This window comes from Gilliamella sp. Nev3-1, from assembly GCF_001690435.1.
Taxonomy (GTDB): Bacteria; Pseudomonadota; Gammaproteobacteria; order Enterobacterales; family Orbaceae; genus Gilliamella; species Gilliamella apicola_C.
In genome coordinates, this window is sequence record NZ_LZHN01000021.1 from 1 (window position 1) to 2875 (window position 2875).

General features: G+C 32.9%; 4 protein-coding genes and 1 pseudogene. 3 read left to right on the forward strand and 2 right to left on the reverse strand.

The annotated features are described in order from the left end of the window. Positions 1-205 precede the first annotated feature (205 nt). The 3 genes from A9G40_RS04410 (at position 206) to A9G40_RS04420 (ending at position 1436) form a co-directional block, all read left to right on the forward strand. Positions 206-562, forward strand: a complete 357-nt coding sequence (locus tag A9G40_RS04410) for a hypothetical protein (RefSeq protein ID WP_065582070.1) — start codon at positions 206-208, stop codon at positions 560-562. A gap of 80 nt (positions 563-642) precedes the next feature. Then, a complete protein-coding gene (locus A9G40_RS04415; protein WP_065582070.1) occupies positions 643-999 on the forward strand; it encodes a hypothetical protein in 357 nt (118 codons plus the stop codon). Positions 1000-1079: 80 nt separating this feature from the next. Continuing rightward, positions 1080-1436: a hypothetical protein gene (locus A9G40_RS04420; protein ID WP_065582071.1), complete on the forward strand. Its 357-nt coding sequence runs from the start codon at positions 1080-1082 to the stop codon at positions 1434-1436. An 87-nt stretch (positions 1437-1523) separates the two neighbouring features. On the opposite strand, the pseudogene A9G40_RS04425 reads toward A9G40_RS04420, so the two are convergent. Continuing rightward, positions 1524-2605, reverse strand: a pseudogene (locus tag A9G40_RS04425) (IS3 family transposase). A gap of 2 nt (positions 2606-2607) precedes the next feature. Further along, the coding region (locus tag A9G40_RS04435) for an IS3 family transposase (protein ID WP_065582072.1) at positions 2608-2875 on the reverse strand (268 nt) is incomplete at its 5' end.

Genomic DNA, 2875 nt, shown 5'->3' on the forward strand with positions numbered 1-2875 from the left:
TAAGAGAAGTAAATAATAAAACCGGCATAGCGACATTAATGTATATTGATGATTTTGATCCGAAAGCACTAGGACTAGATGAATTTAGAAAAAATATTAGAAAAGATGAAAATACAGATAAGTAAGCTCTAAACAATAATGGAGAGAATTTAAACGTGATAGAAATGCAGCTCATATTCCATTAGATGGATCAGGATATTAATTTATGAACGAGAATATGCTATACAATTTTTTGAAAAATAAACCATCCCTTTTGCATTATGATGATGAACTAAAGCTAATAGGTATTATGACTAAACTACCTATGAGTTGGCTCATTAAAAATAAAGATGAATTTATTTGTGCTTTAGACCAATTATATGACTCACATACGGATGGTGGATTTTTATTACAAGAGGAATGTGACGATATTATATTTGATAATTTTTGTGAATGGCTAAGAGAAGTAAATAATAAAACCGGCATAGCGACATTAATGTATATTGATGATTTTGATCCGAAAGCACTAGGACTAGATGAATTTAGAAAAAATATTAGAAAAGATGAAAATACAGATAAGTAAGCTCTAAACAATAATGGAGAGAATTTAAACGTGATAGAAATGCAGCTCATATTCCATTAGATGGATCAGGATATTAATTTATGAACGAGAATATGCTATACAATTTTTTGAAAAATAAACCATCCCTTTTGCATTATGATGATGAACTAAAGCTAATAGGTATTATGACTAAACTACCTATGAGTTGGCTCATTAAAAATAAAGATGAATTTATTTGTGCTTTAGACCAATTATATGACTCACATACGGATGGTGGATTTTTATTACAAGAGGAATGTGACGATATTATATTTGATAATTTTTGTGAATGGCTAAGAGAAGTAAATAATAAAACCGGCATAGCGACATTAATGTATATTGATGATTTTGATCCGAAAGCACTAGGACTAGATGAATTTAGAAAAAATATTAGAAAAGATGAAAATACAGATAAGTAAGCTCTAAACAATAATGGAGAGAATTTAAACGTGATAGAAATGCAGCTCATATTCCATTAGATGGATCAGGATATTAATTTATGAACGAGAATATGCTATACAATTTTTTGAAAAATAAACCATCCCTTTTGCATTATGATGATGAACTAAAGCTAATAGGTATTATGACTAAACTACCTATGAGTTGGCTCATTAAAAATAAAGATGAATTTATTTGTGCTTTAGACCAATTATATGACTCACATACGGATGGTGGATTTTTATTACAAGAGGAATGTGACGATATTATATTTGATAATTTTTGTGAATGGCTAAGAGAAGTAAATAATAAAACCGGCATAGCGACATTAATGTATATTGATGATTTTGATCCGAAAGCACTAGGACTAGATGAATTTAGAAAAAATATTAGAAAAGATGAAAATACAAATAAGTAAGATCTAAACAATAATGGAGAGAATTTAAACTTGATAGAAATGCAGCCTGTAAATACCCCAAACTTAGTACAAGATTCAAGTAGAAAATCATGCTGCTTGTTTTAGTGTTTTATACTCAATCGGTGTCATGTTATTTAATGCCTCATGCGGTCTTTCGGTATTATAAATCGTTAACCCTTCTTCGGTTATTCTCCTTGCTTGCGCTAAGTTGTTAAAAAGATATAAATCGAGTACTTCAGTACGATAGGTACGATTAAATCGTTCAATATAGCCATTTTGATAAGGGCTACCGGGCTGGATATAATCAATGGCTATATCATGTGATTTAGCCCAGTTTATAAAGGTTTTTCCTGTAAATTCAGGTCCATTATCGCCCCGTATTTTTAACGGATAACCATGATACTCCGCCAATTTATCCAAATAACGAGTCACTCTACCTGCGGGTAAACTCACACCAATATCAATGCCTAATGTCTCACGGTTAAAATCATTTATCACATTGAAGGCGCTAAAACGACGTTGATTGCAACGACTATTACTCATAAAATCCATTGACTAACATTCACCTTATTTATTAGGAACCAATAGCTTTTCTGGTGTTCGTTGGGGGATACGTTTTTTGCGTTTAGCTCTAATATTAAGTTTTAACTCACAATACACCCGATAAACACGCTTATGATTCCATTTATAGCCAAGCTTTCTGATGCGATTAAAACATTTGGGAAAGCCCCAGCGTAAATGCCGGTCTGTGATAGCATTCAACACCGAAATAATCACCGAATCATCCAGTAACTTAGGTTGATAATAGTAAGCACAACGGCTTAAGCCAACAATGGCACAACTCATAGCAATAGTAACTGAATGATTTTGTTGTAGTTGCTGTGCCCACGTTTTACGTGCTTTTGTGGGCACTAAAGCTTTTTTATGATTTCTTCCTGAAGCTGGGATTTTAAGCTCAGTTCGGCAAACATCTGTTTAAGCTTACGGTTTTCAGCCTCAAGCTCCTTTAAACGTTTAATATCAGAGGTTTCCATACCACCGTATTTATCACGCCATTTATAGAAAGTTGAATTTGCCATGCCATATTTACGGCACAGTTCTTTAACGGGAATACCCGCTTCAGCTTCTTTTAAAATAGCGACGATTTGATGTTCAGTCATTTTTTTCATAATTAAATCCCCTTTACTTTTATCATAGAGAATTTTCTACTTTTTTGCTGTACTATTTTAGTAAGTTTTAATTCACAATACACCCGATATACCCGTTTATGATTCCATTGATAGCCGAGCTTTCTGATACGATTAAAAAATTTAGGAAAGCCCCAGCGTAAATGCCGGTCTGTGATAGCATTCAACACCGAAATAATCACCGAATCATCCAGTAACTTAGGTTGATAATAGTAAGCACAACGGCTTAAGCCAACAATGGCACAACTCATA